Source organism: Fibrella aquatilis (genome assembly GCF_017353255.1).
GTDB lineage: Bacteria > Bacteroidota > Bacteroidia > Cytophagales > Spirosomataceae > Fibrella > Fibrella aquatilis.
The window spans coordinates 26,644-50,728 of the sequence record NZ_JAFMYU010000014.1 but is presented as its reverse complement, the minus strand read 5'-3'; the positions used below and the strand labels follow the sequence as shown (position 1 = coordinate 50,728).

Annotated in this window: 23 protein-coding genes; 12 read left to right on the top strand and 11 right to left on the bottom strand. The window is 53.6% G+C overall.

Annotated features, from left to right (window positions below):
• The first annotated feature begins 234 nt into the window (after window positions 1-234).
• Window positions 235-3,120, top strand: coding sequence for an excinuclease ABC subunit UvrA (gene uvrA, locus J2I48_RS16925; RefSeq protein WP_207336662.1), 2,886 nt, complete (start codon window positions 235-237; stop codon window positions 3,118-3,120).
• 38 nt (window positions 3,121-3,158) lie between these two features.
• Here uvrA and J2I48_RS16920 read toward each other — a convergent pair whose 3' ends face one another.
• The 5 genes from J2I48_RS16920 to rsmH all read right to left on the bottom strand — a co-directional run bounded on the left by J2I48_RS16920 (window position 3,159) and on the right by rsmH (window position 8,761).
• The gene (locus tag J2I48_RS16920; protein WP_207336661.1) at window positions 3,159-3,746 is read right to left on the bottom strand and encodes an RloB family protein; all 588 of its coding nucleotides are present in this window, start codon (window positions 3,744-3,746) and stop codon (window positions 3,159-3,161) included.
• A complete protein-coding gene (locus tag J2I48_RS16915; RefSeq protein WP_207336660.1) occupies window positions 3,733-5,106 on the bottom strand; it encodes an AAA family ATPase in 1,374 nt (457 codons plus the stop codon). The genes J2I48_RS16920 and J2I48_RS16915 overlap by 14 nt, the downstream gene beginning before the upstream one ends.
• Before the next feature lie 119 nt (window positions 5,107-5,225).
• Entirely contained in the window at window positions 5,226-7,352 is a 2,127-nt protein-coding gene (locus J2I48_RS16910) for a PASTA domain-containing penicillin-binding protein (RefSeq protein WP_207336659.1), read from the bottom strand.
• Between the two features lie 93 nt (window positions 7,353-7,445).
• Window positions 7,446-7,835: an FtsL-like putative cell division protein gene (locus tag J2I48_RS16905; protein WP_207336658.1), complete on the bottom strand. Its 390-nt coding sequence runs from the start codon at window positions 7,833-7,835 to the stop codon at window positions 7,446-7,448.
• Entirely contained in the window at window positions 7,835-8,761 is a 927-nt protein-coding gene (gene rsmH, locus J2I48_RS16900) for a 16S rRNA (cytosine(1402)-N(4))-methyltransferase RsmH (protein ID WP_207336657.1), read from the bottom strand. Before rsmH ends, J2I48_RS16905 begins: the two co-directional genes overlap by 1 nt.
• Before the next feature lie 309 nt (window positions 8,762-9,070).
• On the opposite strand from rsmH, the gene J2I48_RS16895 reads away from it, so the two are divergent.
• Entirely contained in the window at window positions 9,071-10,336 is a 1,266-nt protein-coding gene (locus J2I48_RS16895; protein WP_207336656.1) for a peroxiredoxin family protein, read from the top strand.
• 93 nt (window positions 10,337-10,429) lie between these two features.
• Here the strand turns inward: J2I48_RS16895 and J2I48_RS16890 are convergent, their stop codons facing one another.
• Window positions 10,430-10,945 carry a D-glycero-alpha-D-manno-heptose-1,7-bisphosphate 7-phosphatase gene (locus tag J2I48_RS16890; RefSeq protein ID WP_207336655.1) on the bottom strand — a complete coding sequence of 172 codons (516 nt, stop codon included), beginning with the start codon at window positions 10,943-10,945 and terminating at the stop codon, window positions 10,430-10,432.
• A gap of 170 nt (window positions 10,946-11,115) precedes the next feature.
• Here J2I48_RS16890 and J2I48_RS16885 point away from each other — a divergent pair, with 170 nt between their 5' ends.
• From J2I48_RS16885 to J2I48_RS16875, 3 genes are all read left to right on the top strand, one after another.
• A complete protein-coding gene (locus J2I48_RS16885) occupies window positions 11,116-12,120 on the top strand; it encodes a formylglycine-generating enzyme family protein (protein ID WP_207336654.1) in 1,005 nt (334 codons plus the stop codon).
• A gap of 153 nt (window positions 12,121-12,273) precedes the next feature.
• Window positions 12,274-13,581 (top strand): glycosyltransferase family 87 protein, encoded by a 1,308-nt coding sequence (locus J2I48_RS16880; protein ID WP_207336653.1) that lies wholly within the window; start codon window positions 12,274-12,276, stop codon window positions 13,579-13,581.
• A gap of 46 nt (window positions 13,582-13,627) precedes the next feature.
• Complete coding sequence (locus J2I48_RS16875) at window positions 13,628-15,454, top strand: SLC5 family protein (protein ID WP_207336652.1); 1,827 nt, start codon at window positions 13,628-13,630, stop codon at window positions 15,452-15,454.
• A gap of 1 nt (window position 15,455) precedes the next feature.
• Here the strand turns inward: J2I48_RS16875 and J2I48_RS16870 are convergent, their stop codons facing one another.
• From J2I48_RS16870 to J2I48_RS16860, 3 genes are all read right to left on the bottom strand, one after another.
• Window positions 15,456-15,746: a hypothetical protein gene (locus J2I48_RS16870; protein ID WP_207336651.1), complete on the bottom strand. Its 291-nt coding sequence runs from the start codon at window positions 15,744-15,746 to the stop codon at window positions 15,456-15,458.
• Between the two features lie 100 nt (window positions 15,747-15,846).
• Window positions 15,847-16,308, bottom strand: coding sequence for a pPIWI_RE_Z domain-containing protein (locus J2I48_RS16865; RefSeq protein WP_207336650.1), 462 nt, complete (start codon window positions 16,306-16,308; stop codon window positions 15,847-15,849).
• A 34-nt stretch (window positions 16,309-16,342) separates the two neighbouring features.
• Complete coding sequence (locus J2I48_RS16860) at window positions 16,343-16,738, bottom strand: pPIWI_RE_Z domain-containing protein (protein ID WP_207336649.1); 396 nt, start codon at window positions 16,736-16,738, stop codon at window positions 16,343-16,345.
• A gap of 108 nt (window positions 16,739-16,846) precedes the next feature.
• On the opposite strand from J2I48_RS16860, the gene J2I48_RS16855 reads away from it, so the two are divergent.
• From J2I48_RS16855 to J2I48_RS16840, 4 genes are all read left to right on the top strand, one after another.
• Entirely contained in the window at window positions 16,847-17,887 is a 1,041-nt protein-coding gene (locus tag J2I48_RS16855; RefSeq protein ID WP_207336648.1) for a helix-turn-helix transcriptional regulator, read from the top strand.
• A complete protein-coding gene (locus J2I48_RS16850) occupies window positions 17,884-18,402 on the top strand; it encodes a YdeI/OmpD-associated family protein (RefSeq protein WP_207336647.1) in 519 nt (172 codons plus the stop codon). The genes J2I48_RS16855 and J2I48_RS16850 overlap by 4 nt, the downstream gene beginning before the upstream one ends.
• An 89-nt stretch (window positions 18,403-18,491) precedes the next feature.
• Window positions 18,492-18,980: a hypothetical protein gene (locus J2I48_RS16845; RefSeq protein ID WP_207336646.1), complete on the top strand. Its 489-nt coding sequence runs from the start codon at window positions 18,492-18,494 to the stop codon at window positions 18,978-18,980.
• A 118-nt stretch (window positions 18,981-19,098) separates the two neighbouring features.
• A complete protein-coding gene (locus J2I48_RS16840; protein WP_207336645.1) occupies window positions 19,099-19,536 on the top strand; it encodes a hypothetical protein in 438 nt (145 codons plus the stop codon).
• An 88-nt stretch (window positions 19,537-19,624) separates the two neighbouring features.
• Here the strand turns inward: J2I48_RS16840 and J2I48_RS16835 are convergent, their stop codons facing one another.
• Window positions 19,625-20,575 (bottom strand): DUF8428 domain-containing protein, encoded by a 951-nt coding sequence (locus tag J2I48_RS16835; RefSeq protein WP_207336644.1) that lies wholly within the window; start codon window positions 20,573-20,575, stop codon window positions 19,625-19,627.
• A 272-nt stretch (window positions 20,576-20,847) separates the two neighbouring features.
• Between J2I48_RS16835 and J2I48_RS16830 the strand changes: the two genes are divergently transcribed.
• The 3 genes from J2I48_RS16830 to J2I48_RS16820 are packed head-to-tail and all read left to right on the top strand — an operon-like array spanning window position 20,848 to window position 22,831.
• Window positions 20,848-22,389 carry a YifB family Mg chelatase-like AAA ATPase gene (locus J2I48_RS16830; RefSeq protein ID WP_207336643.1) on the top strand — a complete coding sequence of 514 codons (1,542 nt, stop codon included), beginning with the start codon at window positions 20,848-20,850 and terminating at the stop codon, window positions 22,387-22,389.
• 14 nt (window positions 22,390-22,403) lie between these two features.
• Window positions 22,404-22,601, top strand: a complete 198-nt coding sequence (locus tag J2I48_RS16825; RefSeq protein ID WP_207336642.1) for a hypothetical protein — start codon at window positions 22,404-22,406, stop codon at window positions 22,599-22,601.
• Complete coding sequence (locus tag J2I48_RS16820; RefSeq protein ID WP_207336641.1) at window positions 22,598-22,831, top strand: hypothetical protein; 234 nt, start codon at window positions 22,598-22,600, stop codon at window positions 22,829-22,831. The genes J2I48_RS16825 and J2I48_RS16820 overlap by 4 nt, the downstream gene beginning before the upstream one ends.
• Before the next feature lie 157 nt (window positions 22,832-22,988).
• Here J2I48_RS16820 and J2I48_RS16815 read toward each other — a convergent pair whose 3' ends face one another.
• Window positions 22,989-24,008, bottom strand: a complete 1,020-nt coding sequence (locus J2I48_RS16815; RefSeq protein ID WP_207336640.1) for a zinc metalloprotease — start codon at window positions 24,006-24,008, stop codon at window positions 22,989-22,991.
• Window positions 24,009-24,085: the final 77 nt, after the last annotated feature.

Genomic DNA, 24,085 nt, shown 5'->3' with positions numbered 1-24,085 from the left:
GGCTTCGCGCTGTAGGCTTCGCGCCGCGGACCGGCCTAGTCGAAGGCCCCCCGGCGCGAAGCCTATAGTGCGAAGCCATTACTAACCTTATCAATCACTCCCTCTAATCGTCAACCACTCCCTCTGCCAAATCCAATTTGCCGGAAACTCCCCCTGCCGCACCAGTGTTGATCTTAAGAATAGCCCTACCGTTTTGGGGCCAACCAGCAACACGTGACGCAGGAACAACAAACTATGACAAGTGAGGAAGTAGCGCAGCCAGTGGCCCAGCCCAAAAGCGCAACCCTCACCGACGTGCAATTGACGGGTTTTGAGCAGATTGACGTGCTCGGTGCCCGCGAGCATAACCTCAAAAACATCGACGTTTCCATTCCCCGCAACAAGCTGGTGGTCGTTACCGGCATCAGCGGATCAGGGAAATCGTCACTGGCTTTCGACACGATCTATGCCGAGGGTCAGCGGCGCTACATGGAGAGCTTTTCGGCCTACGCCCGCTCCTTCCTGGGCGATATGGAACGCCCTGACGTCGATAAGATCAACGGCCTAAGCCCGGTGATCTCCATTGAGCAGAAAACGACCTCGAAGAATCCACGCTCGACCGTCGGCACTACGACCGAAATCTTCGACTTTCTGCGGCTGCTCTACGCCCGTGCGGGTGAGGCGTATTCGTACGTGACGGGTCGAAAAATGGTGCGGCAGTCGCAAGACCAGATCGTGGATACGCTGCTTGAGCAGAATCTGGGCAAGAAAACCACTATTCTGGCCCCCGTGGTGCGCGGTCGGAAGGGCCACTACCGCGAGCAGTTTGTGCAGATTGCCAAGCTCGGCTATACTAAAGTACGCGTTGACGGCGAGGTGCAGGACATCGTGCCCAAAATGCAACTGGATCGCTACAAGGTCCACGACATCGAGATCGTGATTGATCGGCTGGTGCCCAGCGTGGAAGACCGGTTTCGGTTGAGTCAGTCGGTGGCCACGGCGTTGAAGCAGGGGAAGGGGGCCATTCAGGTGCTCGACGCGAAAGATAAGCTGCACTATTTCTCGCAAAACCTGATGGACCCGGAGTCGGGCATCAGCTACGATGAACCGTCGCCCAACTCTTTTTCGTTCAACTCACCCTATGGTTGGTGTCCTAACTGTCAGGGTTTAGGTGTGGTGGAAGAGATTACTGAAGATTCGGTTATTCCCGATAAGTCGCTGAGTGTGAGCCGGGGAGCCATCGCGCCGCTGGGCGAATACCGCGAACTGTGGTTTTTCAAGGAAGTAGAGGTCATCCTGAAAAAGTACAAGATGAACCTGACCACACCGGTGAGTAAGTATCCCCCCGAACTGCTCCACGTGCTCATGCATGGCACAGAAGAAGAAGCGGCCGTTCCGTCGAAAAAACACCCCGGCACGGACTACTACAACTTTAAGTTTCAGGGCATTATCAACTTTCTGAAACAGCAGCAGGAAAACGGTTCCGACAAGATTCAGGACTGGCTGCGCGACTTTCTGGTGATCAACCCCTGCCCCGAATGCAATGGATTTCGCTTAAAGAAGGAGTCGCTCTTCTTCAAGATTGCTGAAAAGAACATCGCCGAACTGGCCCGGATGGATATTTCGGAACTGGCCGACTGGTTTGTGGGCCTGGAAAGCCGCATGACCGACCGGCAGAACACGATTGGCAAGGAGATTTTAAAAGAGATCCGTAAGCGTATTGGCTTTATGGTCAATATCGGCCTGGATTACCTCACACTCGACCGGTCGTTGAAAACCTTGTCGGGCGGCGAGGCACAGCGCATCCGGCTGGCCACGCAGATTGGTACGCAACTCGTTGGTGTTCTGTACATTATGGACGAACCGAGCATTGGCCTTCATCAACGCGACAACGTGAAGCTAATCGAATCGCTGAAGAACCTGCGCGATCTGGGCAACACCGTGCTGGTGGTGGAACACGACAAAGACATGATGCTGGAGTCGGATTACTTGCTCGATATTGGTCCTGGCGCGGGGCGGCATGGCGGGCAGGTGGTTGGCTACGGCACCCCCACCGAGTTCATCAGTCGGGGCGGCACCACCGCCGATTACCTCAGCGGGCGGCAGGGCATCCGTGTGCCCAATGAGCGGCGCAAAGGCAGCGGTAAGTTCCTGATGATCAAAGGGGCCACGGGCAATACGCTCAAAAACGTGACGTTGAAACTGCCCCTGGGCCGTATGGTGAGCATCACGGGCGTGTCGGGGAGTGGGAAGTCATCACTCGTGCATGATACGCTCTTCCCGATCCTGAATCAGCATTTCTACAAGTCGAAGCGCGAACCGATGCCCTACAAAACCGTGGAGGGCCTGGAGCATGTTGACAAAGTGATTGAGGTAGACCAATCGCCCATTGGCCGTACGCCCCGTTCGAACCCGGCCACGTATACAGGCATGTTTTCCGAGATCCGCACCCTCTTCGCCGAACTGGCCGAGGCCAAAATCCGGGGCTACAAGCCGGGAAGATTCTCATTCAACGTGAAGGGTGGCCGCTGCGAAGACTGCGAGGGCGCGGGCATGAAAAAGATCGAGATGGAGTTCCTGCCTGACGTGCACGTACCCTGCGAGACCTGCAAAGGTAAACGCTTCAACCGCGAAACGTTGGAAGTCCGTTTCAAAGGCAAATCCATCGCCGACGTGCTCGACATGACCGTGGAGCAGGCCTTAGATTTCTTTGCCAGCCAACCGCGCATTCTGCGTAAAGTGCAGACACTCAACGACGTAGGTTTGGGCTATATCACCCTCGGCCAGCACGCCACAACGCTGTCAGGCGGTGAAGCCCAGCGCGTGAAACTCGCCGAAGAGCTATCGAAAAAAGACACCGGCAAGACGCTATACATCCTGGACGAACCCACCACAGGCCTTCATTTCCAGGACATTGCCTTGCTGCTGGGGGTACTCAATAAGCTCGTCGACAAAGGCAACACGGTGCTGGTAATCGAGCACAACCTCGACGTAATCAAAGTCTCCGACTACGTCATTGACCTCGGCCCGGAAGGCGGCAACAAAGGCGGCTTCATCATCGCCGAAGGCACCCCCGAAAAAGTCGCCAAAGCCAAAGGTAGCCACACCGGCAAGTTTCTGGCCCTGGAACTCGCGGCATAGCCTACTCGTAATTGTGCACTAATAAATGCGTCGGCTTCTCACAGGAACTGACGCATTTCTTTTGCCAATTTGTACAACTTGGTTTGCATCGTTATTGGCATTTCACTCTGGGGCGTGAGGTCGGCCTGTTCTGCATAGCGTATGGCATCCTCAATAGTTGCGCAGTATTGTTTGGGCGAAAATTCACCTAGGCTAGATTGCGCTAATGTAGTCTTCAAATGGCTGCAACTAACCTTTTGAGCGTTTACAGGCCCCGAATGGTAATGCAGCCATACCTCAAAGCACGGATTACTAATTGCTGCCTGCCAATTGGGATGTTGCTTACAATTCGCAATCAGCTCGCCAAGCTGCCCTCTCCATCTGTCAGTATCGCATACAAACCAGATTTGATCACTGTCGTCAGGATCATAATCACCACTCTTTACGGCTGCCTGTAGCCGTGATATGAAGTGCTTAGGAGCAGATGCACCCTCTTCACGGGGTATAGGCAATACACGGATGCGTTGGCTTAACGAGTTGAAGTGAGTGAAGTATTCGTCTTCTCGTTCACCCTCAGCCACAATGACAAATAAGCGGGCATCGCGGTGAGCACCGCCTTTCTTGTAAGCCCGATTAAGCTTCGGCATATTGATCCCAGTTGAGGTCAGCCAAATTACCCAGGAACGGAATGGCCCCAAATCGACCATTCAAGTACCCTTTCCGAATATCCAGATCAAACCGAATATCGAAATCACTCAACGGATATAGTTTAGTCGCGCCCTCATGCTTTTCCGCAAACCAAATTTCGTCACGCCGGAAAATGTCTTGATCTAATAGATTCGATTCATGTGTGGTAAATATAAGTTGCCCTTTTGTGGTTGGGTCGTCAGCAAACTTTCGAACCAACTTCTTCAGTAGCGTAGGATGAATACTCTGGTCAATTTCATCGATTAGAATTACATTCTGCGCGTGTATAGCAGCATAGAATGCCGGAATAAAGTCTAAGAGTCTATTTGTTCCGTCAGATTCTTCATCTAACGAAAAGTCCACTATATCACCTTTCAAATTCCTATGTTCGCTCACATGATTTCTGATAATTAGTTTATCACCCTCAGGAATAATGACAACTTCATTACCTCTTGTCCATTCTTGATGATTGAAGAATGCGACAAAACTTTCACCCTCATCAAACCTCGGTTTGACGACATCTATCAACCTTTGTCTTTCCTCTCCTTTAAACGTATCATCAACATCTTCGTTTGTAATACGTATGTTGTGTATACCAGTGCTGAAAGAGCTCAGCAGTTCATTTGAAAATCTTACGTACGAAGCTGACGAATCAAGTTTAGCAGCTAACGCGTCAGTTGCTAACCTTGTCCTTGGTGACAACAATACAAGATTTTCCTTGAACCAACTGTAAGCTTTCTTAATTTCTTCGAATCCTGCTTTCAATGATGACAACTCTTTTAAAAGAATCATATTGTCTTTTAAGAGCTCTTCTTGAAAAAATTTCGCTCGAAATTTTTCTTCATCTGTTGAAAGATACTCATCAGGAAAATCAATTACTAATCTGTCTTCTATTTTTTTTCTGGTAAATAATAACTCGTCGTTTTTTATACCTAATCCAGATTTATACAACCACTCTTCAATGATTAAGTTTTCGTCTATAGATAAACCATATATATATGTTTGATTATTTTTAATAAATTCAATCTCAATTGTTGTAGGTATATCTTTGTTATCAGTACCTAACTTAAAACTCACCACTTCACTAAGCATCTCTCTACCGCCTCTCACCACAACATCTCTAATTAGAGAAACTGCCTTAACCAAATTTGACTTCCCAGCCCCGTTAGCTCCATAAATAGCTGCCATTTTGAGCAGGTCGACCCCATGTTGGCTATAAACGTGTTCTTTATGCCGCCGTTGGTCGGAAGCGGCAAGCATGTTGAATTCCGTCTCTTCGTTGAAGGATTTGAAGTTGGTGATGGAAACGCGGATCAGCATATTTGTATGGACTTATGTGGAGGCATAAGAGAAAATTTCTCTTAAAAGTTGCCAAAGTCGGTTTAACATCTTGAGAATTCACACAAAGGGGGCAATTATAGGAGAAATTAGCTCGCTATTTACAATCCCAGCGTCAGCGCAATCTGTTTGTTGGTGGCCACCGTAGTACCTGGTTCAATAGATTGGGTCATGACTTTGCCACGGCCTTCTACCTGTACGCGCAGGCCCCGGTTTTCGAGCAGGGGGAGGGCATCGCGGAGAGAGAGGCCGCGCACGTCGGGGATACGGTCTTTGCGGACGGCGATGCTTTGCCAGTTGCCGCCTTGTTTACGTCGCACCCAACCTTCCACCGCCGGTTCACTGTCGATGTTTAGCTCGGTACCAATGGTGTGCAGGTCGTTGGCATAGCCCGCTGAGGCCAGCATGGGCGCGGGACTGAGGCGCGAGGGACCTTTCTGCGCCCGGAATGGCGTGTGGATGTCGGTGTCGTAGGCGTAGATACGGTCGGCGATTTCTTTGAAGACCGGGGCCGCCACGCTACCCGCATAGAGCAGATCGACGTTGTCGCCGTGGGGGTTGTCGATCATCGTGATCATACTGTATTTGGGCTTGTTGGCCGGAAAATAGCCGATAAACGAGGTGTAGTACCGCCCCTGCTGATATTGCCCGTTATAGATTTTCTGGGCCGTACCGGTTTTGCCCGCAATGGTGTAGTTCGGGTTTTTGATGTTTTTGGCCGTACCATGATCCACTACGCCCTCCAGCATGTTGCGCACCTTGCGAATGGTCTCCGGCTTGGCAATGGGCGTTGGCGCTACGTAAACGGGGGTTTCTTCGACCACCTCGCCCGCCAGTTTCACCTGCTTCACCAGTTGGGGACGTACCCAGTGCCCGTCGTTGGCCACTGCGTTGTAGAACGTCAGCATTTGCAAGGGCGTTAGCTGCATTTCGTAGCCGTAAGACATAAACGTGAGCGACGTTTTGCTCCAGCCTTTCATGTCGGGGTTGCGCATCACGGGCGGGGCCTCGCCTTTCATATGAATACCCGTGGGCTGGTTGAGGCGAAACTGACGCAGGTATTGGCAGTACAAATCGGGCCGCGAATAGAAGTAGCTCTGCATCATGAGGTGAATCCCTACGTTCGACGATTTTTCGAACACCTGCTGCGCCGTGATCGTACCGGCACCACCCCGTTTGGCATCCACAATCTCGACACCCCGATACCGCACCGACCCGCCACCGGTATTGATCAGTTTTTCGGGCCAAATGGCTTTTTCTTCCAGCAAAGCCATCATCGTAGCCAGTTTGAAGGTGCTTCCCGGATCGGTGCGGCCCGCCAGCGCGTGGTTGAAATTCTCGACGTAAACCGGCCCGTTGCCCGTGTTGCGCGTCAGGTTGGCAATGGCCCGGATTTCGCCAGTTTGTACTTCCATTACGATCACGCAGCCTTTGTCGGCATTGTACTTGTCGAGGGCTTTTTTCAGCGACGTTTCGGCCATGTCCTGGAAGTTCACGTCGAGGGTGGTGTACAGATCCAGACCTGGTTCGGGCTTCATGTCTGGACCGTCGTCAACAGGCTTTTTAACGCCGCCGGCCAGCACTTCAACTAGTCCCACGGCGTTTTTCCCGGCCAATTGGGGCTGGAAACTGGCTTCGAGGCCCATTTGCCCCATCCGCGTGAAGGGGTTCAAATCGCCTACCGTGCGCAGGGCCATTTGTCCGTAGGGGTGGTAACGTTCGTAGAACGGCCGCAACCCGCCGCCCCGCGCCGAGAGTTTTTTGGTAGCCCGGAAAAAAGGCCACGTCAGCATCTTCTGCCGCTCCTGAAACGTAACCCGACGGCGGTTTAGCAACAGGTATTTCCGGTTGCTTTGCCGCGCCGCCCGTAACAAACTAGCATATTCGCGCCCCGATTTGTCCCGGAAAAGGCCCGACAGTTTCATGCCCAGCGTGTCTACTTTGCTGTTGAAATAGTCGTCTTTGGCCACGCGGGGGTCAATGCCTACTTCGTAGGTAGGCAGCGATGTGGCCAACAGGTTGCCGTCACGGGCGTAGATGTCGCCGCGCTTGGCCCGGATAGTGTCCTGCCGAATCTGAAACCCTTCAATGCGTTCGTTCCAGTGCTTGCCTTTGAACGTGGCGAAGTACTGCATATATACCAGCCGCCCAATGATGGCAACACCCAGCAGCATCAGAAAATAAAACGCGTGCCGCGACCGGATCAAGAATTCTTCTTTGATGTTCATGGGAAGGGAATGAACAATGTACAATGGCTTCGCCTCCGTAACATGCTGAGCGCGAAGCCATTGTACATTATTCATTGTACATTGTTCATTTATTTACTCATTCACAATTAACTTTTGTGGTGGACTTTGGCTGTCGAACAGGCTATCGGCGAAGACTTGTTTACTGATTTCAGACTGCTTGCTGCTACGGGCCAGATCGGCTTTAGTGGTTGTGGCCTGCGCCCGGAGTTCGTCTACGTCTGTGCGGGCACGGTCGATGCGGCGGACCAGGCGTTCGGCGTTGTGGTTCAGGCCAATGTAGATCACCAGCAGCATCGTGACCCACAGAATACGGTTGATGTTTCGAATGGGCCAGGCATTGTCGGAACCAAACAGCCGGTCGATACCCATAACTTCGTTAAGCCACAGGCCAATGCGCAATGGTTTACGCTTGCGCCGCGGTGGCCGCACCGGGGGCCGTGATTTGAAGGTGTTATAAGCCATTATTCTCCCTTTTCTGCTATTCTCAGTTTCGCGCTGCGTGCCCTTGGGTTGCGGGCAATTTCGTCGGGGGTGGCTTCGATGGGCTTGCGGGTGACGGCGTGGAGGGGCTTGATTTCGTTGCCGAAAAAGTCTTTCTCTACCTCGCCCGAAAACTTGCCTTTGCCAATGAAATTTTTCACCAGCCGGTCTTCCAGCGAGTGGTAGCTCATCACCACCAGCCGCCCGCCGGGAGCCAATACATCGGGTACCTGCGTCAGAAATTCTTCCAGGGCCGTTAGCTCTTCGTTCACTTCAATGCGCAGCGCCTGAAACACCTGGGCAAAGTATTTATTCTCCTTACCCCTTGGTGCACAGCGCTTTAACGCATCTTTCAAGTCGTTGATTGTCTTTAATTCGCCGTTGGCGCGGGCGGTGGCAATGGCGGCGGCGGCAGTGCGGGCGTTGGTCAGTTCGCCATACATGCCAAAGATCCGGTGCAGGTCCGTTTCTGAGTAGGTATTGAGCACCTGCCGGGCCGTGCGGTCGCCCTGTTGGTTCATACGCATGTCCAGGTCAGCCTCGAACCGTGTAGAAAACCCCCGTTCCGGTGTGTCGATCTGGTGTGATGAGATGCCCAGGTCGGCCAGGATGCCGTCTACCTGTTTCACGCCGTAAAGCCGCAGGTAGCGTTTCAGGTTTCGGAAATTAGACGCGATGTATGTCAGGCGTTTGTCGTCAATGGCGGCGGCGTTGGCGCGGGCATCGGGGTCTTGGTCGAAGGCCAATAATTTACCCTCCGAACGCGGCCCCGGCTCCAGGGCGGCCAGAATTGCCCGGCTGTGTCCACCGCCCCCAAACGTGACATCAACGTAGGTGCCGCCGGGTTTCAGGGCCAGCCCGTCGAGGCATTCGGCCAGCATCACGGGGTTATGATATTCAGTGGTCATGGGGTGGCAAAGGCTGTACGGGAACTTGGCAAACAAGCCCTATACAAACTTAGCAAAACCAGCTCCGAATGCCATTATGGTATGGCGGGTATGTTTCCCAGAATGATGCGGTCCTGCTTCTAGCCGCTTTACTACCTGATCGGGATAGAGGGCGTCTGCATGTAGGGCCGAAATAGATGGTCAAAACTCCGTTACTGACTAAATCGACGTCATCAGGGCGGGGCAAGGTTCAGTGAACGGTGAATTAAAAATATCCGTTTCTCTGCCAACGCCGGGGAAAGGCATTGCTCTGGCTTGATACAACCACTCATGACTGTTCGTAACTTTCTTTTCGCCGCAGCGCTATTGATTCTGCCTCTGCTGAGCCATGCTCAATCCTCACAAAGCCTGAAACCCGGCATCTGGCGGGCGGTACTCCAAACCAGCGGGGGCGAACTGCCTTTCGGGCTGGACATCAAACCGGCATTGCAGCCGGGCCACTACACCGTTTTTGCGCTGAACGGTACCGAGCGGCTGGCTATGGACGAGGCCACGTTCAAAGGCGACAGCCTGCACATTCCCATGAGCCTGTTTGAATCGGAGTTAGTAGGCAAGCTCGACGGGGACCGCCTCACGGGCGTGTGGCGCAAACGGCGCACGAACCTGACCTACCAGCTAGTGCCCTTCTCGGCTCGTTTTGGCCAGTCGTTCCGGTTCAATGCATCAGGTGCGGCTCCATCAGCTAATCTGTCGGGCAAATGGCAGACGCTGTTTCGCGAAAAACGCGGTGATGGCACCAGCGGTGACACCACTTTAGCAGTAGGCGTTTTTGAGCAAAAGAGGGCAGTGGTTACCGGCACCTTCCTCACCCCCACCGGCGACTACCGCTACTTGGCCGGCGACGTAGCGGGTGACAGCCTGTTTCTCTCCTGCTTCGATGGCAACCACGCGTTTCTGTTCAAAGCCAAAATGGGTACTGTAACGGCTGGTTCGGCCAAATCACTCACGGGCGTTTTCCACTCCGGCCCCGTTTACCGTGAAACCTGGACGGCGCAGCTTAACCCCAACGCCGCCCTCCCCGACCCCGCTAAACTGACGTTTGTGAAGCCCGGCCAGACCTTTACGTTTGCCTTTCCCGACGCCACCGGCAAAACCGTTTCACTCAGCGACCCGCAGTTTAAGGGCAAGGTGACGGTGATTCAGATTATGGGGTCGTGGTGCCCCAACTGTATGGACGAAACCAGGTTTATGGCTCCATGGTATGCTAAAAACAAGGGCCGTGGGGTAGAGGTGGTGGGTTTGGCGTTTGAAAAATCGGCCTCTATGGCTGAATCAGGCCCGAAATTGCAACGGATGATCGACCGGTTCAAGATTCAGTACCCGGTGCTGCTGGCCGGTACAAATGACAAAGCCGAAGCCGCCAAAGCCTTGCCTGCCCTAAGCCGGGTAGCCGCTTTTCCAACCACCATTTTCGTCGATAAGAAAGGAACCGTTCGCCACATCCACACGGGCTTCTCCGGCCCCGGCACCGGCGTGTACTACGACCAATACGTAAGCGAGTTCAACGCTTTGATTGACAAGCTATTGGGAGAATAGTGGTAAGTGCTGAGTGGTAAGTGATGAGTTTGCTGCCGCCAGAGCAATATGCTGGCGGCAGCAAACTCATCACTTACCACTCAGCACTTACCACTATATGCTTATCACTCTTTCCGACGCTTCCAGCAGGCTTTGGGCTTCCCAGTCGCCGGTGGTGGGTTGTGATTTGGTGTGGCGCACCTGCACAGTCTTTACGCCAACGCGTTTGCCGGCGTGCATGTCGCGGGGTGCGTCGCCAATCATCCATGAGTGTTGCACGTCGATGTTATACTTGGCAATAGCCTTTTCCAGCAAGAGCGAATCGGGCTTGCGGGTGAGGGAGCGGGTGTCGTAGTCGGGGTGGTGGGGGCTGAAATAAATATCATCGATCAGGTTGCCGCATTGCTCCTGCAAGTAGCTGTGACAGCGCATCACGTCTTCGCGGGTGTAGATGCCTTTGGCAATGCCTGCCTGATTGGTGATCACAATGAGCAGATAACCAGCAGCTTTCAACTGACGTAGCCCCTCCACTACGCCATCGGGAATGATGAAATCTTCAACGCGATAGACATAGTCGGTGCGGTCTTCGTTGAGAACCCCATCACGGTCTAAGAATACGCACTTTGTCATGGCTAGTGTGCTGCTTATTGAAACAGCGCAATATACACTATTTATAAAATTATTCTGTTAATAAATTGTAATATAATTAGCAAACGTATTATTTATTGCAGCCATAGTGGGTAATCTAAAGAGCCGGATGCTTTTTTATTGACTCCAGCCAGTCTCAACTTATTCAATCTATGACGCGCCTTTTCACCTATTGCATTGCCACCGTTTTTGTCACACTGCCAATTATTGGTTTTACCCAGTCTACCCCATTTGCGTCTTACACGCAGGTTATTTCGGGTAGTAATCAGGTCTACCCAATGATAGCCATTGCAGGCGGCACGTATAAGATGGGCAGCCCCGCCACCGAAAAAGGCCGCAAACCCGACGAAGGCCCCGTTCACGCAGTAACTATCGAGCCGTTTTGGATGGGCAAATTTGAGGTAACCTGGGATATTTACGACCTCTTCACGACCAAAAACATTGAGAAAGAAATGGCCACCCGCTACCCGGAAGGGGCCGATTTGACCAAAACCGATGCCACCACCCGCCCCAGCCCGGCTTATGTCGATATGTCGTTTGGCATGGGGCGGTCGGGGTATCCGGCCATTAACATGACGCAGTATGCCGCCATCAAATTCTGCGCCTGGCTCTACGACAAAACCGGCCTGTTCTACCGGTTGCCCACCGAAGCCGAGTGGGAATATGCCTGCCGGGCCGGTACAGCCACGCCCTATTCGTTTGGCAGTGACCCCAAATTATTGCCCCAATACGCTGTGTATAAAGTAAATAGCGGCGGTGGCTATAAGAAAATTGGCACAAAGAAACCCAACCCTTGGGGTCTGCACGACATGCACGGCAACGTGATGGAATGGACGCAGGACCAGTATAGCCCTGCCTACTACGCGACCGTGGCGAGTGGTGCCGTAAAAGAACCTTATGCCCCTACCAAAACGCTTTACCCCAACAGCGTACGCGGTGGTTCGTGGGACGATGACCCGGCCATTCTTCGCTCGGCGGCCCGCACCCCGTCTGATGCCGCCTGGAAAGTAATTGATCCCCAAAGCCCCAAATCTGACTGGTGGATGACCTCGGCCTCTTTCTGCGGATTCCGCATTGTACGTCCTGTGAATGTGCCCCCGGTTGCCGAGATTCGGGCGTATTACGACATCAAACCCATTAAAGATTACGGGTATTGACGTGTACTAAATGGCCGTTAACTAAAATCGAGGGTAAATAGCTGCCGGTGTTTCCAACTATCGGCAACAGTAAGCCACTCTAGAACGTAGTAAATAGGGAAGCGGGTTTGTAAACCAAACCCGCTCTTTTTTCCAACTACTCTACGTTACGCTTTGGCTACTTCTTCGCACCCCTCTCTGCCCAGGCAGGCAACATTGCCACGCCTGTCGCTGCCGCCCCTGGTTCGGGCTTTCGCCACGTCACGATGGACCTGGGCTATACGTGGCTGGGTGACCCTGATTATGGTTTTGATTGCCGCGCTCGCCACCCGCGAAGTGCTTACCGAAACCACCCACGGCGATTTTTACATTTTCTGGTCGGCGGGGGTTAATTTTTGGGAAGGCAAGGCCCTGTATAGTCAGATTGGCGGTGCCGAAGAGTTTTTGTATCCGCCGTTTGCACCGTTTGTGTTTCAGGCGCTGGCGTGGTTGCCGTTTCGGTGGGCAGTGGGCGTGTTTACGGTATTCAATGGGCTAGCCTGGATTGGCATCCTGATTCTGTCGCGCCAGATTCTGCGTCATTATTTCCCCAGTATACCGCTGCGGGGTGCCATGCTTTTTGCCGGACTGGTTTCGTGGCGATACATCTACCATAACATTCTCTGGGTCAACATCAATGAATTGGTTTGCCTGCTGTGCCTTGGAGGCATACTGCTTTATCTGCGTAGACACGAGAACTGGGCCTTAGTACTCCTAATGGCCGCTACTTGGCTGAAAGTGATGCCTGTGCTGCTGGTGGGCGTGCTGTTTTTCCGCCGGCCGGGGCCAGTTTTAGTTAAATCACTAGCCATCAGCACCTTTTTTATAGGGGCCATTTTACTCGAGCGGGGTATTGGCCGGGGCATGCAGGACTTCGCCGATTTCTGGCAGATTACGCTCACCCCCTTCCTAGCGGGCAAAGTCTATACTGACTGGATCAGCTTCAGTATTCCCTCGGCCCTGTTCAAACTGCTCACCGCCCACCCCGACGTGGAGGGCGTTCGGTACTACATCGCCGACTGGCCTGTTTCGGTGGTGCGGCGAATGAGTACAACTCTGCAACTGCTGGTAGTAGGCATCACGTTCTGGCAGGTTTGGCAGGGCCGTGCCGCCACCCAACCCCGGCCTACCACCTGGCTACTGGTGCTGCTGAGCATGATTCTGGTGGCGGGCGTGGCCTGGGAAGGGCATCACGTCACGCTGGTGTTAACCTTACCCATGCTGTTTGTGCTGCTCACGCAGCTTGGCTGGCTTCGTACCCGGCTGGTGCTGGTGGTGGGCACTGGCCTGGTGGCCTTGCTCATCAGCGACGTGACCGGCCTCACGCTTTACAACTACCTACAGGGATTCAGCCTCATTACGGTCATGGATATAGGCCTGTTTATACTGACGTTAACTATTGCGATCAGAAGTCGAATTGGCGTGGTAACATCGGACGTTTAGCACCGGGCGGCACTAGCAGGCGGGCGAATCCTTATTTTTACCCCCTATGCTGGCACAACTCTCCCTCCTCGACCTGATTGTTTTGATCGTGATGCTCCTGATTATGCCTACGGCGGGCATCATTGTGGCACTCCGAAAGAAAAACGCAACTGACTATTTTCTGGCCGGGCGTAACATTCGCTGGTGGACCGTGGCAGGATCGGTGTTTGGGACGAACATCTCATCGTTTCACCTGATCGGGATGCTCGGTATCGGGTACTCCATCGGGTTTGTGCAGGCGCATTATGAGATTGTGTTTCCGGCCATTTTGCTGCTCTGCTTTGTCTTTCTGACTTCGTACCGGCGGCTGGAGGTGTTCACGCTGTCGCAATACCTGGAGGTGCGTTATAACGAGCACGCCCGACTGCTTTACACGATCCTGCTGATTCTCATTATTTTGGTGCAGCTGGTGGGGTCTTTTTACGTGGGTAGTATCACGTTACAATGGCTACTTGGCGGCACCAGTTTCGCGCTCAGCTACTGGCAGGGGCTGTTGCTGATTGGGCTGATTACCTGCTCATATACCATCTGGGGCGGTATGGAAAGCATTGTTATCACCGACACCATTCAGACTGTGATGATGCTGGCGGCGGGCTTTGCAGTAGCTTATTTCACCCTCAGTCAACCCGAAATTGGCGGGTTTACCGGACTGCTTAACCTCGACGCCGCCCAGCCTCGTGCTATGCAGAAAATGCACCTTTACCTGCCTAGCAACCACCCTAGCCTGCCCTGGACGGGCATTTTCACGGGCCTGCTGCTCCAGCACTGCTTTAACTTCACCACCAACCAGTTTCTGGTACAGCGCGTACTGGCTGCCAGCAGCGATCAGGACGCCCGGCGGGGTATTATTGCCAGCGGATTTCTGAAACTGACCATCCCGTTTTTCAGCATCGCGGCGGGGGTAGCAGCCTATTATTTGTTTGAAAAGCGCTTCCCCGGCCTCGATTTCAACTCTGACAATGCCTTTCTTAAGCTCGTAGAAACGGTTATTCCGCGCAATGTGGGGCTGGTGGGCATGATTCTGGCCGGGCTGGTTGCCGCCACGTTCTCGTCGGTCGATTCGATGATGAACGCCGCCACCACCCTGCTTACGGTAGATGTGTACCAGAAATACGTAAACCCCAAAGCCACCGACCGGCAGATTGTGCGGTTTGGGCGGCAGATGATTGTGGTCATGGTCATTGCCAGCATTGGTTTGGCACTGTATACCTACACCCCTGACCGGACCAACAACTTCATGCTGAAAGTGTCGGCGCAGCTGTCCTACTTCACGCCGGGCATCATGGTGGCCTTTTTTGTGGGCATTCTCTGGCGGGGGGCCTCAGCGCGGGCAGCGGTTTGGGCCATGGCTATGGCCCCTGCCTACGGCGTATTGGTTGAACTAGTCTACAACTACGGACTGACCAACGTGCCCGCCGTGGTAGCCCTGTTCGGCCCGAAACTTAACTTTATGCACCGGGTGTTCCTGACGTTTTTGCTCAGCTTCTCCACCCTGATCGTCCTTAGCCGCACGGTCTATCCAAACCAAAATCTGATTGGTTTCGAACGGCTCCGCGTGTCAGTCGATGGGCCGCAGTTAGCCCGCGCTGTGGGGCTGTTTCTGCTGGTGCAGGCCGTGTTTCTGAGCCTGATTTTCCTGGCTCATTTTTCACCCAAAACCGTTGCCCCCTGGGCTGCACTAGCCACGCTAGGGCTGTTTGTGTGGCCAAAGAAGGCCGCTGAAGTACCGCATCACAGCCCGGTTCTTCGCGCCGGTTTTGCCCCTGGTAGCGATTCACTTTGGGCTGGTCTGCTCACGGCCATCAGCGTAGGAGTGTTGTATTATTTTGCATAAGCTAGCTCATACTCAACGGCATCCAGATTGTAGGTCGGGCAGCTACGCTGGGGACGGGCGTATTCATAAACGCGGGAAACTGGTAGACCCGATACAGGCCGCTGTCATTCACGATCCAGCCTTCGCGGTGGGCAATGCGCAACAGCCAGCACGCCACCTCCGACTGCCCCGCCCGGTACCCCCGGTCGCGCAGGTATTCTTTCACGGTGGGTGCTGTGGTACTTCCGTCTATCAACATCAGCATCGTAGCCGCCGAGCGCACCACCTGCCGGTTTAGTTTTTTTGGTTTCATGGGGGAGAGGCAAGAGATGAGAAGCCAGAGACAAGACTGACTGCTGTAAGCTGAGGAGAGCAAGTCTTGTCTCTGGCTTCTTATCTCTTGTTTCTAAGTTCTAAACAACTGCCCGCCAGAAGAGGGTGAGGCGTTCGCGTTGGATGTGGTTGGGGGCTGAGTAGATGATGGAACCCTGTTGGCCGAGGCTGAACAGACGAGTGTCGGCGGGCCAGGCTTCGTATTTCTCCAGGGCACTAAACCACACTGACCGGCTCTGGTAGGGGAGGAGCAATGCCCGCGCCCGGCTCAGTAGTCGGTGCTGCTTCGGCGACCATACAGGCCGCTGTTCATAGGCCGGACCGTGACCGTTGAGCAAATCGGGCAGGGCTTCGGGAGGGGCCATGGGCAGGAGTTCGGTGACCAGAAAAAGACCTAACTCAATGTTTAACAGCCGATTAGCCGACTGACCAGCCAGCCGGTGTTGATGCCGGAGGCGCGTGGCCAGGGGTTCCTGCCACCCAAAGCGGGCAGGAGCCAGTACCGTGGCCACGGATAGAGATGAAACAAAAGACGAGTTCATGGTTTGTTGTTGTTCGCTGTACGAGAGGGGGGTGTTACGCCAACATTTGACGGAACGTAAAGGCACGATTACGGAAAAAACCGACCGTTTTGGCGTTGAACTGGCTACGGTCGTGACTGATGTCGAAGGCCTGCTGGGCAGTGGCCAACTGGGCGTAGCGGTCCAGCAGGTCGTTCCAGCCACTACGCTGGCAGAGGCTACCGAGCAACATACGGCCCCGGTCGAGGCAACGGCGCTGACGGGCGGTCCAGGTAGTGCTGTTGGGAGGTAAGTCGCCGTTGAGGAGCGTGGGCAGGCTGCCGGGTGGCGCCGTGGGGAGCAGTTCGGCCAGCAGGTAGAGGCCAAGCTCGATGGTAAACAGTTGCCGGTTCGAAAGCCGATTGGCCGACCGGTAGGGTGTGTGTTGCTGAGGACGCTGTGTTTGAGTCATGAGTTGCTATGTGAATGTCCTATACAAAGATTTATCCCCCTGCACGTAATCTTTTTACGGTGTTCTATTTTTTTTGAAATATTTTTGGGAAGAAAAAAACACTTCCCCATGCCTATCACCCGCTCTGCTTTTCAACGCTATCGCCTTATCGATGAGACGATTAGCCGGTACCCACGCCAGTATTCCAAGCAACGACTGTTCGAGCTTTGCCGCGATCAGTGCGGCATCCGGTCATTATCATCGCTGGAAAAAGACATTCAGCGCCTGCGCGAAGACCACGACGCACCCATTGCCTACGACAAACGCAGCGACGGCTACTACTACACCAACCCGCAGTTTCGGCTTCTGCGCCTTATGCTCACCCCCGACGACATGGAGGCGCTGGACTACGCCCGGCAGGTGCTGGCCGCCACGCAGGGAGCATCCGTAGCCGACGAACTGAGCAACGCGCTTCAGAAAGTCCGCCAAAGCCTCGATATCATCCGTGAGGTGAAGCCCGGCGAGGGCACGGCTGAACTAGCCCGACGCGTGGTGTATGTAGAGGAGCGCATCATGGGTGGCAACCGGCAGTACGTACCCATGCTGATCCGGGCTATCAACCAGAACCGGCAGATCATGTTTCGCTACACCAAGCACGACGCCGGGGCGCAGGGCACCGTGCCCCTGTTGCGCACGTTGCATCCCATCCTGCTCCGCGAAGTCTGGGACAGCTGGTATGTGATTGGCTACGACGAACGAACAAACAAAGAGCGCACCTTCGCCCTTGACCGCATGAGCGACCTAAGCCTGCTGGACGACCCCTGCGATGTGCCCAAGGAGGTGCTGAACAACGTCAGCGAACTGTTTGAGCACATTTATGGCATCACCGACAGCAGTGGCCCGGTAGAGGAGATTGTGCTGTCGTTCAGCCCGTTATTTGGTCGGTACGTGAAAGCCAAGCCAATTCACCAAACCCAGGAAGTGCTCAGCGATACTGATTCAGCCTGCGTGGTACGCCTGCGACTGGCCCCCAACCGCGACTTGCTCATGCACCTGCGCTCCTACGGCGAACACCTCACGGTGTTACAGCCCCAAACCCTGGTCGATGAGATGAAAAAGTCTCTCCAGGCTACGCTGGCGCAGTATGAAGCCCTGTCTGTTGCGCCATGAGCTCGTTTGTTGCAACGCTGCTACGAATGGGCCAGAACGGCGAAAAAACGGCCTGGACATACATCTATGTGCCCAACGCTATAACTGATGTGCTTAGCCCCGGCCAGAAAACGTCGTTCCGGGTGAAAGGCCTACTGGATGATTTTCCGCTAAAGCTGGTGGCTCTCATTCCAATGGGAAACACAAGCGAGGTCGAGGATGCTTCCTTCATCATACCCGTCAACGCAACCATGCGGCGAGGTATTGGCAAAGAAGCCGGGGCCACCGTACGCGTTACGCTGGCCCTTGATACCGACCCGCTGCCTCAGTCTGACGACCTGCTGCTTTGTCTGGACGATGAACCTGGTGCACTGGCTAATTTCAACAAGATGCCACCCAGCCATCGCAACTATTATTACAAGTGGATAGAGAGCGCCAAAACGCACGAAACCAAAGCCAAACGTATTGCCATGACCGTCAAGGGTATGGCGCGGGGGCTGACCTACGCCGAGATTCTGAAACTAGGCCGGAATTAACCAGCGACCGCACAATATAAATGGATCAAATTTTGTGCTTAAACGCTTGATTCAGCGTTACTTATTGACGGAAAACAAGCATCGTAATCATGAAATCAATCCTACCCTTTCTGCTCCTGTTCGCCCTGCTGACCGGTTGCTCAAAATCGGGCGACAATGCCACGCCCCAACCCGACCGCGCCCGGCGGATGTCGGGGGTGTATGTGCTCAACTACATTTCGATTCAACAGGTTGGCCAACCAGCCATGAGTATACCGCTGCCGCTGGTGATGAACGGCAAAGAGCTATTTTCGGCTACGCTTAACATTGCCCGTAAAACAGAAAGCACCGTTGATGTCACGATAGCTCTGAAGATAGACCAGTCACTGATTGACCAGACGGGAATTGATCCGAAAGAGTTGGTGAATACGGTACAACAGATGGAGATCAAAGACAACGGCAGCGGCTATGACCTCTACAATCAGGGACAGAAAGTAGCGCGTTACGACAATGACACCTTTACCACGCAGACGGAGGTAAAAGATCCACAAACAGGGGCAGTAGTAAAAACGGAGGTACGCGGAGTGAAACAACCGTAAGCGTTTTACCTGAAAAGCTGAAATACGGATGCCTCGGTTCCAACGTTTTACGAACAGTTAGTGTCTAGTATATAGTGCACATATTGCCAACGGGGCAACTCAATAATCAACGATCACTATGAGCCGTATTTTACTGCTGAGCACAGTGCTGTTTGCCATGACGGCCTGTAGCCGAGGCACCGACGTCGCCCCAACCCTGGCAGGTGAGGTGGCGGGGAGCTACCAAACCAATGGCTACCTCGATGTATCGTGTGTGGCCCTACCCGCCACACAAATGCCCGCAGTAGGCATCAGGCAGGAATCGGACGTGGCCGTTACGATCACGTATCAACGTCAGTATCCAGTGGCCCAGACGTTTACATTACCACACGTACAGCTTCAACGCCTTGTTGATCAGCGGGTTAAGCTGGTTTACGCAGGCGAAGACATCGGCACGGCGCAGATGGATCGGGCCTTCAGCAGCAATGGTATGGAAAGTCAAGCCATGGTGTTGCGGTTATCGCGGTTAGCTGGCCCTGAATCGGATCGGTTTGTCTTTATTGGCTCAAAGCAGTAAGGTCATTGGTCATGCGCTGCGCATGACCATAAAAAACCCCGCTACAGAACCTGTAGCGGGGTTTTTTATATTAACTCTTACTAGCTTATTACCGAACGGCAAACTCGCCGGCACCGATCTTGAAGCCTTCACTGTAAAGCTCTACAGTGTATTTACCGGGGCGGTATTGAGTACCACGGGTGTAAAGAAACTCCACGTTCTTGCCTGACTTCTGGTAATCGACCGTCTGTTTGGCGGTATACACCATCTCGTCGCCATTGGCGCTGAATGTACCCGAACCGTTGGCCATATCCGATACCACGGCGCCGTCGGGGTCAAGCACACGGACAAAGACGTCTTTGGGTTCCTCGGCCGTGAGCGGATTGTCGAGCAGCGAGTAGGTCAGCTTGAGCTTATCGATGCGCTTGGCTTTGTAGGCATCGTCCTCTTTCACCTTACCCCGACTATTTACGGCATATACCTTCACGTTCTGCGCTTTCAGCGCTGCCGCACGGGTCACTTTAGTAGCCAGTTCTTCTTTCTGCGATGCCACAATAGCCACCGTATCTTCCAGCTGCTTCCGGCGTGTTTTCAGCGTTACGTTCTCCGTATTAAGCGTCTGATTGTCAACCGCAAGCACTTCTTTTTCGCGCTGAATCTGGGCGATCAGCGTATCTTTTTCGGCCAGATAGGCCATGTATTCCTGAATCTTGCCTTCGTATTTGGCAATCGTAGCCCGCGACATTTTAGCCCCACGCGCCAGTGCCTGCTTGTCTTTTTCAAGGTCAGCCCGTACTTTCTCCAGTTCGGTTACGTCGCCACCCAGTTTTTTTACTTCGGCAATCTTTGCGTCCAGCGAATTCGAGATCGAATCCAGTTTTACGCGGGTATTGGCCAGTTCTTCAACGCGCTCGGCGATGGCCACTTCCTGTGTGCTTACCACCTCGGCTTTATCGTAGTACTTGTAGCCCATCACACCGGCCACGCCGGTCATGAGTACTAAAGCGGCTACCAGGGCCGTACTGGTGGATGATCGGGGTTGTTGCTCTCGTTGCTCCATACTAATAGTTAGTTAAATTGGTTGGTTACAATTGAAGGGTAAACGTAGAGTAATGCAATAACATCGTGGTTTTGAGCTACACCTATACGAAAACAACGGACCATCTTTATCGCTTATTGCCCACTTTTAGTCAGCGGCCCATAGACTAAATCAAAAATTTGCAGGCCTAAATAGTTCCTGCTCAGGCAGAAGCCTGTCTACAAATGCGCCCGAATGAGTAGCTTTGAGCATTGGCAGTTAGCCTTTTTCCACCGCAACTTTACCCTTGTGCCATGCTGGCAAAAACATACGGAGCCGCCGTTTATGGCGTCAACGCCACCATTATTACCATTGAAGTCAACGCCGGACAAGGCATGAAATTCTTCATGGTGGGCCTGCCCGACAGTGCCGTGAAAGAAAGTGAGCAGCGCGTTGAAGCATCCCTGAAATATTCGGGTTTTAAAATGCCCCGCCAGAAAGTAGTGGTCAACCTGGCTCCCGCCGACATCAGGAAAGAAGGCTCGGCCTACGACCTGCCCATTGCGCTGTGCGTGTTGCAGGCTTCGGAACAAGTCACGCTGGAAAAGAACCTGGAAGACTACGTCATCATGGGCGAATTGGCCCTCGACGGTGCCCTGCGGCCCATTAAAGGCGTGCTGCCTATTGCCATTGAGGCCCGCAAACAGGGCTACAAAGGCTTTGTGCTGCCCGTAGAAAACGCCCACGAGGCCGCCATTGTCAACAACCTCGACATTATTCCGGTGCAGACCATGATGGACGCGGTGGCTTTCTTTGAAGGCAAACAAACCATCGACCCGCTCGTGGTCGATACGCGTGATCTGTTTTCGAGTAGCCAAAACAGCTACGATGCCGACTTTGCGCACGTGCAGGGGCAGGAGAACATCAAGCGAGCACTGGAAATCGCCGCCGCCGGGGGCCATAACGTCATCATGATCGGCCCGCCGGGCGCGGGAAAGACCATGTTGGCTAAGCGATTGCCCACCATTTTGCCCCCAATGACACTTCAGGAGGCGCTGGAAACGACCAAGATTCATTCGGTGGCGGGTAAGCTGGGCAAAAAGGCTACGCTGGTGGCCCAACGGCCCTACCGCGCCCCACACCACACCATCTCCGACGCCGCGTTGGTGGGCGGGGGCAGCTTTCCGCAGCCGGGCGAGATCTCGCTGGCGCACAACGGCGTACTGTTTCTGGACGAATTGCCCGAATTCAAACGGTCGGCACTGGAGGTGATGCGACAGCCGCTGGAAGAACGTTGCGTGAGCATTTCGCGGGCCAAATGGGCGGTGGAGTTTCCGGCCAACTTCATGCTCATTTCCAGCATGAACCCCTGCCCGTGCGGCTATTACAACCACCCCGAAAAAGAATGCGTGTGCGGCCCCGGCGTGGTGCAGAAATACCTCAATAAAGTTAGCGGACCATTGTTGGACCGCATCGACCTGCACGTGGAAGTCACGCCCGTCTCGTTCGACCAGATGACCGGCAACCGCCCCGCCGAAACGTCGGCCTCCATCCGGGAACGCGTAGTGGCTGCCCGTGAACGTCAGACAAAGCGGTTCGAGGGGCAGGAGGGGATCTATTCCAACGCTATGATGCCCTCGCAGATGGTGAAGGAAATATGCGAAATCAACGCCGCCGGGCGCATTTTGCTCAAAACCGCCATGGAACGCCTCGGCCTCTCGGCCCGCGCCTACGACCGTATCCTGAAAGTATCGCGCACTATCGCCGATCTGGCTGGTTCCGACGACATCAAAATCGAGCACTTGGCCGAAGCCATCCAATACCGCAGCCTGGACCGCGAGAACTGGGCGGGATAACCTCTAAAATTTCTATGTCGAAAGAAGAAAGACAGAATTTATTGGATTTGCAGGCTGGCATTAATCGAGCTTTGTCAGATACTGAAGATCAGCTTATATTGTATTCCGTTAATGCCGATGACGCAGAATATCAGGCGTTGATTAACAAAGCGATCTATTACCGCGATTTGCTTGTCATCATTCATGAGAAGCTAGATGTGAAAAAACTATGATCTTGATAACCGAACTAGTAGACAACTATATAGAGCGCATTGAGCAGGCCACTACTTTAAAAGAGAAGCAGCGGATTACCGATGATATGCTTCTGTACTATTATCGGCTTTCTGAGTCGAACAAAACCACTGTTCGACCTAAAATGCAGCCGTTCATTGACGCGATAGGCCGCGAACTGTACAAAACCGACCCGCTTGTGCAAAAAGCGCATCAGCTTCTAGGCCTGTAGCCAATCTAATCGGAGGCCATTCAATACCGCAGCCTCAACCGCGAAAACTGGGCGGGATAGACGACCACGTCAACTTATTGATCATCAATAGTATAACAGCAAAAAGCCAGACAGATATCCGTCTGGCTTTTTGCTGTTATTGATATTAGCTGACCTGCTAGGGCGCGAAGCTGGCGCGGGCACCGCCGGGGGCGAAAATAGCCCGGCTGCGGGTTTTTTGACCTTCCGAAAACATAAACATGCACAGGTCGTCGGTGTAGTCCATGTAGTTCATGAACATGTCGCCGTTGGTGGTGTTTCCGCACGTTTTATGTGGGAACGAAGGACAGCCAAAGTTGCTCGTTGACTGGGTTGGGGTGTCGGCCACGAGGTCATTGCCACACGAGGTATCGCCCCAGATGTGGCGCAGGTTCAGCCAGTGGCCCACTTCATGCGTAACGGTACGGCCCTTGTCGTAGGGCGCACTATAATACCCAGCTGCCAGGCTGCTGCTGCCAAAAAACTGCGGTCCAATCACGACACCATCCGTAGCTGAGCTACCACCGGGAAACTGTGCATAACCCAGAATACCGCCACCAATGTTGCAGATCCAGATATTGAGCGTGGTAGTAGGCGAAATAGGCGCTACGCCACCCTTCGCCGTCTTTTTAACGGCATCGGCGGTACCCCACGATGATTTGGTTGACCCTTTGCGGTCGATGCTGGCAATGCGAAACTGAAACTGCATGTTGGCAGCCAAAGGAGCAAAAGCACTGGGCACACTGGCAACATCGGCGTTACTCTTGCTGAAGTCGCGGTTCATCACCGTAATCTGCGACTGGATCTGGGCGTCGGAGATATTTTCCTGTGGTACGGCCGTGTTATAGATCACATGGATGGCCACCGGAATAACCAGCGTGCCGCTCAGCGGGCCTGTAGCCAACACCGTAGGATCCGTTTTGCGCAGGTTTGCCAGTTTGTTGACGTGCTTTTCCACGTCGTCCATGCGTTGCTGGAGACTTGGGTCATCTTTCAGTTGCTGGGCCAGTACATCCATCGAAGCGCACTGCCGACCAATTTCTTGCCGGGCACCGTTTGGTGATGAGCTTGCCGAAGGGTCGTTGACGCTCGAATCCAGGCAGGCCGAGACAGAGCAGATTAGCCCTGCCACGACGGCATAAATCGTAATTTTTTTCATGTGTAGGCGATTAAGTTGATTTAGAAAAACAAGGTAGTAGTTTTTGCGAAATGAAAGCAGATGCTGTAAAAAAATAT

Bases quoted from the DNA above. Each gene is read 5' to 3' on its own strand.
- rsmH (WP_207336657.1), bottom strand. From the start codon at position 8,761: ATGACCACTGAATATCATAACCCCGTGATGCTGGCCGAATGCCTCGAC.
- uvrA (WP_207336662.1), top strand. From the start codon at position 235: ATGACAAGTGAGGAAGTAGCGCAGCCAGTGGCCCAGCCCAAAAGCGCA.
- J2I48_RS16830 (WP_207336643.1), top strand. From the start codon at position 20,848: ATGCTGGCAAAAACATACGGAGCCGCCGTTTATGGCGTCAACGCCACC.
- J2I48_RS16860 (WP_207336649.1), bottom strand. From the start codon at position 16,738: ATGACTCAAACACAGCGTCCTCAGCAACACACACCCTACCGGTCGGCC.
- J2I48_RS16815 (WP_207336640.1), bottom strand. From the start codon at position 24,008: ATGAAAAAAATTACGATTTATGCCGTCGTGGCAGGGCTAATCTGCTCT.
- J2I48_RS16820 (WP_207336641.1), top strand. From the start codon at position 22,598: ATGATCTTGATAACCGAACTAGTAGACAACTATATAGAGCGCATTGAG.
- J2I48_RS16910 (WP_207336659.1), bottom strand. From the start codon at position 7,352: ATGAACATCAAAGAAGAATTCTTGATCCGGTCGCGGCACGCGTTTTAT.
- J2I48_RS16905 (WP_207336658.1), bottom strand. From the start codon at position 7,835: ATGGCTTATAACACCTTCAAATCACGGCCCCCGGTGCGGCCACCGCGG.
- J2I48_RS16840 (WP_207336645.1), top strand. From the start codon at position 19,099: ATGAGCCGTATTTTACTGCTGAGCACAGTGCTGTTTGCCATGACGGCC.
- J2I48_RS16915 (WP_207336660.1), bottom strand. From the start codon at position 5,106: ATGCTGATCCGCGTTTCCATCACCAACTTCAAATCCTTCAACGAAGAG.
- J2I48_RS16885 (WP_207336654.1), top strand. From the start codon at position 11,116: ATGACGCGCCTTTTCACCTATTGCATTGCCACCGTTTTTGTCACACTG.
- J2I48_RS16835 (WP_207336644.1), bottom strand. From the start codon at position 20,575: ATGGAGCAACGAGAGCAACAACCCCGATCATCCACCAGTACGGCCCTG.
- J2I48_RS16890 (WP_207336655.1), bottom strand. From the start codon at position 10,945: ATGACAAAGTGCGTATTCTTAGACCGTGATGGGGTTCTCAACGAAGAC.
- J2I48_RS16825 (WP_207336642.1), top strand. From the start codon at position 22,404: ATGTCGAAAGAAGAAAGACAGAATTTATTGGATTTGCAGGCTGGCATT.
- J2I48_RS16855 (WP_207336648.1), top strand. From the start codon at position 16,847: ATGCCTATCACCCGCTCTGCTTTTCAACGCTATCGCCTTATCGATGAG.
- J2I48_RS16865 (WP_207336650.1), bottom strand. From the start codon at position 16,308: ATGAACTCGTCTTTTGTTTCATCTCTATCCGTGGCCACGGTACTGGCT.
- J2I48_RS16870 (WP_207336651.1), bottom strand. From the start codon at position 15,746: ATGAAACCAAAAAAACTAAACCGGCAGGTGGTGCGCTCGGCGGCTACG.
- J2I48_RS16895 (WP_207336656.1), top strand. From the start codon at position 9,071: ATGACTGTTCGTAACTTTCTTTTCGCCGCAGCGCTATTGATTCTGCCT.
- J2I48_RS16920 (WP_207336661.1), bottom strand. From the start codon at position 3,746: ATGCCGAAGCTTAATCGGGCTTACAAGAAAGGCGGTGCTCACCGCGAT.
- J2I48_RS16875 (WP_207336652.1), top strand. From the start codon at position 13,628: ATGCTGGCACAACTCTCCCTCCTCGACCTGATTGTTTTGATCGTGATG.
- J2I48_RS16850 (WP_207336647.1), top strand. From the start codon at position 17,884: ATGAGCTCGTTTGTTGCAACGCTGCTACGAATGGGCCAGAACGGCGAA.
- J2I48_RS16845 (WP_207336646.1), top strand. From the start codon at position 18,492: ATGAAATCAATCCTACCCTTTCTGCTCCTGTTCGCCCTGCTGACCGGT.